Genomic DNA, 4,451 nt, shown 5'->3' on the forward strand with positions numbered 1-4,451 from the left:
GGCTGGCCACCGGCCAGTCCGACTGCAACCAGCCGGTGGCCGGGGCCGGCGGCCAGCTGCGCCCGGCGCTGATCCGGCGTGCACCCGCCGGCGGATCGGCAGCGAACAGGGCCTTCACCACCAGCCATTCCAGCTGCGCAAGATCGGCTAGATAAGGAAACGTGGCCAGTTCGGCGGCCGCAGCGATGGTGGCCGGCAGGCCGGCGCCATAGAGGCACAGCCGGGGATCGGCCGGCGGCTCGGCCAGCGCGTGGCGCTGCGCCAGCGCGGCAAAGGCGTCCTGGCCCAGCATGGCGCGCAGCACCGGGAAATTGTCGGCCAGCGCGGCCATCGCGGCGGCCAGCGCATTGTTCCGGTGCACTGCCATGGCCCGTCGCAGCGCGGGTGCCACCGGCACGGCTTCGCCGCGCAGCAGCCCGGCAACCCAGGCCTCGAACCGGGCCGGCGTGGGCGCGGCAACGGCTGGGCGATCAGGGCGCATCTGCAACCTCTGCCAGCAAGGCTGCGCCGCGCGCCGCTTCGGCCACAAGCTCCGCCAGCGGCGGCAGTTCGGCGTCGCGCTCCACCAGAAGTGGCACCGGCCCGGTGCGTGCCAGCAACCGGGCCGCCAGCGCCCACACCGGCTCGGCCACCGGCGCATCATGGCTGTCGATCAACAGCGGGCTGGCCGGGTCGGGCCGGTGGCCGGCAACATGGATCTCGGCCACGGCGGCGGCCGGCAGCTGATCGACCAGCCAGCCGGCATCAAGGCCGAGGTTGTGGGCCGAGACATGGATGTTGTTCACGTCCACCAGCAGGCCACATCCGGTGGCAGCGGCCAGTTCGGCCAGGAAATCGGCCTCGGCAAACGTGTGCCCACCAACGTCGGCATAGTGGGAGGGGTTTTCCACCAGCAGGCGGCGGCCCAGTGCATCCTGCGCGCGCCCAACATTGGTGATGGCGATGGCCAGTGCCCGCCGCGTGCGCGCGAACGGCAGGAAATCGGGCACATGCCAATCGCCCGCCCGCTGCCATGCCAGGTGATCGGAGACCAGGACGGGTTGTACCCGATCGCACAATTGCCCCAGCCGCCTGAGGTGCCCGCGCGGCGCCATCCGCGTGCCGGCCAGCGCCAGCCCCACCCCGTGCAGCGACACCGGGAAGCGTTCGGCCACGTCCAGCAGCGCGGTCAGCCGGGGGCCGCCGTCCACCATGAAGTTCTCGGCATGCACTTCCAGCCACAGGCCGGGCGGCAGCGCGGCCTCGCCCGCCGCCACGGCGGCGAGGTGCGGCAGCCGCAGGCCAATCCCGGCCCGCAACTGCCCACCATGGGGCGAAACGGTCAGGGCGCCCGAACCGTGCGGCGCGCCCGGCAGTGACCCGTGCATAGGCTGGCGATCGGGCCTGCGGTCAGGCCGGGGTCAGCGTGCCGGTGCCGCCCGGCGTCTTGATCTTGGTGCAGGTGCCGGCCGGAACCAGCTTCCAGGCGTTCTTCTGATAATCGGTCTTGGAGGTGCCGGCACAGCTGGTGCCGGCGCCGGCGGCGCAATCATTCTGGCCGGCCTTGGCGACGCCATAGCATTTTTCCATCTTCGGCTTGTCGGCGGCGCTGGCAGCGCCGGCCGCGAGAGCGGCCAGCACGGCGGCGCCCAGCAGGGTGTTGCTGTTCATCATCTTGCCTTTCATCGGCCGCGGCCCCGGTTGCGTGGGGGGTGGCGCGGCTGCCCGCTTGCGGGGTCTACGGGCAGCCGCACCGGCGCCAGCGGGGGAGGCGGTCCACATGTCGGCGCCGGCACCTGCACACAAGTTCGCCGCCTGCCTCGGCCCGGTTACAGCGGCTCCATCCTGTAACCCGCTCCGGGTGCTGCGCGAACGATGCCATGCCGTCACCATGGTGCGGCGGCTCCTCGCGCACGGGATTGGGTGTGCGCCAGCACTGGAGACCATCATGCTCGCAACCCGCATCTCGCTCGCCACTGCCGCCGCTGCCGTGGCGGTTTCCGGCGGCATCGCCGCCCACGCCGCCGGCAAGGCCGATGAAAAGCTCGTGCACTGTTACGGGATCAACAGCTGCAAGGGCACATCGGATTGCGCCACCGCCAACAGCGCCTGCAAGGGCCAGAACGGCTGCAAGGGCCAGGGCTTCAAGGCGCTGACCGTGAAGGCCTGCAAGGACGCCGGCGGCCGGCTCACCGAAAAGTGAGCCGGGTCTGGGGCCGGCACCCCCAAGCCGGCCCCGGCATTCGCACCGGCGGCTGACGTGCTTGCCGCCCTTGGACGCCTGCCCCAGGAGCGCCGATGATCGCGCCGCGCGCATTTGGCTGCTCTGGCAGCAGCTCTGGCAGCCGCTATGGCCTCGGCCTGCGCCGCCCGCACCACGAGGCCTTTCTGGCCGGCGACGTGCCGGTGGATTTCGTCGAGGTAATCTCGGAGAATTTCATGGTCGATGGCGGCCGGCCGGCCCATGTGCTGGCCGGCGTGCGCCGCCACCATGATGTGCTGCTGCACGGCGTATCGATGAACCTGGGCTGCGCCGGCGGCCTTGATCGTGCCTATCTCGCCCGCCTGAAGGCGCTCGCAGATGCGATCGAACCGCTCTGGGTGTCCGATCATCTGGCCTGGACCGGCATCGACGGCGTCAACAGCCACGATCTGCTGCCGCTGCCCTATACCGAGGAGGCGCTCGCCATCGTCTGCCGCAATGTCGGGCAGGCGCAGGAGGCGCTGGGCCGGACGCTGCTGGTGGAAAACCCGTCCACCTATATCGACTTCCGGGCCAGCGCGATGAGCGAGGGGGAATTTCTGACGGCGCTGGTGGCTCGCACCGGCTGCGCGCTGCTGCTCGATGTCAACAATATCCATGTTTCGGCCCACAATCATGGCCGCGATCCGTTCGCCATGCTCGATGCCATCCCCTGGTCCGCGGTGCACCAGCTGCACCTCGCCGGCCCCAGCGAAGGCAGCGATGGCCTGCTCATCGACACCCACGACACGCCGGTGCCGGGCCGCGTGTGGGCGCTTTATGCCGAGGTGCGGCGCCGCGCCGGCCCGGTGGCGGTGATGATCGAGCGCGACGACGAGATTCCGCCGCTGGCCGATCTTCTGGCCGAACTCGATCACGCCCGCACGGCAGAGGCCCAGCTGGCCGGCGACACCGCCCGCCCGTCGGCCCGGCCGCCCCGCTGATGGCGCTGCTCGATCTCCAGCGGCGGTTCCAGGCCGGGCTGATGGCAGGCGATCTGTCGGCCATTGCGCCGCTGGTGCGAAGGCCGGCCGGGCTGGCAGTGCATAGCCATGCGGCGCGCGCCATGCTGGTGGAAGGGCTGGCCGACAATTTCGCCAAGACGCTGGGATGGCTGGGCGGCGATGCCTTTACCGAACTGGCGCTCGCCTATATCGCAATCACGCCGTCGGACAGTTGGACGCTGGCCGATTATGGCAGCGATTTCCCCGATTATCTGCGCCGCCGCCTGCCCGATGATCCGGAGGTGGCAGAGCTTGCGGCGCTGGACTGGGCACTGCGCACCGCCTTCAATGCCGCCGATCCCGAGCCGGCCCGCTGGGCACAGGCGCAGGCCATCGATTGGGAGGGCTTGCGCCTGAAGCTGGCGCCGGGCGCCACGCTGCTCGCCTTCGCCACCAATGCCGATGCCATCTGGGCCGCCATCCCGGCCGGGCCGGTGACGCCGGTGCAGGCGCCCGGCTGGGTGCTGGTGTGGCGTGACCGGCTGGACCCGCGCTTTCGCCGCACCCAGGGCGGGGAGGGCGATCTGCTGGCGGCCGTGGCGTCCGGGCAGCGGTTTGGCGCGGCCTGCGATGCCAGTGGCGCCTCCAGCCACGCCATCGGCGGATGGCTGCGCGATTGGCTCAGTGCCGGGCTGGTGGTGCCGCGGGCGTGACCCGCGCCGCCGCCGTCAGGGCCAGGATGGTCATGTTCATCAGAGCAAAGGCGATCAGCGCGCTCCCTGCGCCAGCCGGGGCGGCGCCCAGCAGCAGTGCATCATTGCCGCCGGGGATGAGGCCGACGCCCAGCATCATCAGCACGCCGCCAGCCGCGCTGCGCGCCGCCGCCGTCCACCCCCGCCACTTGAAATGCAGCCGCCCGGTCATCCAGCCCGAGGCCAGCGCGCCGGCCAGTGTGGCCAGCGTGGCCCTGAGCGCGCCCGTGTCGCCAGCCGGGCCAGCGCCGGAACCCAGGCTGCGCGCCTCCTGGTTCAGCACGTCCACCCAGGTCCAGCCCGGCAGGGCCACGAACAGCAGGCCGCCGGCCACGCCCATCGCCGCCATCAGGCCGGCAAGGCGCGCCGCGCCCGGCCCCTGCCGCCGCAGCCACAGCATCGTCAGGGTCAGCAGCGCCGCGCCGCCGGCCACCAGCATCAGCCCGGCGCCATCGGGATGGGCAAAGCGGCTGGGCGGCGCCACCACCTGCCAGCCCAGCAGGCGGCCCAGCCCGTCGCCGGCCACGATGCCCA

At 71.7% G+C, this 4,451-nt stretch carries 7 protein-coding genes; 3 read left to right on the forward strand and 4 right to left on the reverse strand.

Annotated elements, in window-relative coordinates:
* From GJV64_RS11775 to GJV64_RS11785, 3 genes are all read right to left on the reverse strand, one after another.
* The coding region (locus GJV64_RS11775) for an HvfC/BufC family peptide modification chaperone (RefSeq protein WP_164157407.1) at positions 1-481 on the reverse strand (481 nt) is incomplete at its 3' end.
* Positions 471-1,298, reverse strand: a complete 828-nt coding sequence (locus tag GJV64_RS11780) for a DUF692 domain-containing protein (RefSeq protein WP_235927725.1) — start codon at positions 1,296-1,298, stop codon at positions 471-473. The genes GJV64_RS11775 and GJV64_RS11780, both read right to left, overlap by 11 nt.
* Positions 1,299-1,389: 91 nt before the next feature.
* On the reverse strand, positions 1,390-1,650 hold the full coding sequence (locus GJV64_RS11785; protein ID WP_205599615.1) for a BufA1 family periplasmic bufferin-type metallophore: 261 nt from the start codon (positions 1,648-1,650) through the stop codon (positions 1,390-1,392).
* A 277-nt stretch (positions 1,651-1,927) separates the two neighbouring features.
* On the opposite strand from GJV64_RS11785, the gene bufA2 reads away from it, so the two are divergent.
* The 3 genes from bufA2 (at position 1,928) to GJV64_RS11800 (ending at position 3,878) form a co-directional block, all read left to right on the forward strand.
* The gene (gene bufA2 / locus GJV64_RS11790) at positions 1,928-2,182 is read left to right on the forward strand and encodes a BufA2 family periplasmic bufferin-type metallophore (RefSeq protein ID WP_164157410.1); all 255 of its coding nucleotides are present in this window, start codon (positions 1,928-1,930) and stop codon (positions 2,180-2,182) included.
* Positions 2,183-2,277: 95 nt separating this feature from the next.
* A complete protein-coding gene (bufB, locus tag GJV64_RS11795; protein WP_164157411.1) occupies positions 2,278-3,165 on the forward strand; it encodes an MNIO family bufferin maturase in 888 nt (295 codons plus the stop codon).
* Entirely contained in the window at positions 3,165-3,878 is a 714-nt protein-coding gene (locus GJV64_RS11800) for an HvfC/BufC N-terminal domain-containing protein (RefSeq protein WP_164157412.1), read from the forward strand. Before bufB ends, GJV64_RS11800 begins: the two co-directional genes overlap by 1 nt.
* Here GJV64_RS11800 and GJV64_RS11805 read toward each other — a convergent pair.
* Positions 3,847-4,451, reverse strand: a 605-nt coding sequence (locus tag GJV64_RS11805) for a hypothetical protein (protein WP_456238858.1), incomplete at its 5' end; no start/stop codon positions are given. The genes GJV64_RS11800 and GJV64_RS11805 overlap by 32 nt on opposite strands.

It is taken from the genome of Sandarakinorhabdus rubra, from assembly GCF_010994245.1.
In the GTDB taxonomy this organism is placed as follows: Bacteria; Pseudomonadota; Alphaproteobacteria; order Sphingomonadales; family Sphingomonadaceae; genus Sandarakinorhabdus; species Sandarakinorhabdus rubra.

Excerpts from the sequence above, each read along its gene's own strand:
- GJV64_RS11785 (WP_205599615.1), bottom strand. The coding sequence starts at position 1,650 with ATGAACAGCAACACCCTGCTGGGCGCCGCCGTGCTGGCCGCTCTCGCG.
- bufA2 (WP_164157410.1), top strand. The coding sequence starts at position 1,928 with ATGCTCGCAACCCGCATCTCGCTCGCCACTGCCGCCGCTGCCGTGGCG.
- bufB (WP_164157411.1), top strand. The coding sequence starts at position 2,278 with ATGATCGCGCCGCGCGCATTTGGCTGCTCTGGCAGCAGCTCTGGCAGC.
- GJV64_RS11800 (WP_164157412.1), top strand. The coding sequence starts at position 3,165 with ATGGCGCTGCTCGATCTCCAGCGGCGGTTCCAGGCCGGGCTGATGGCA.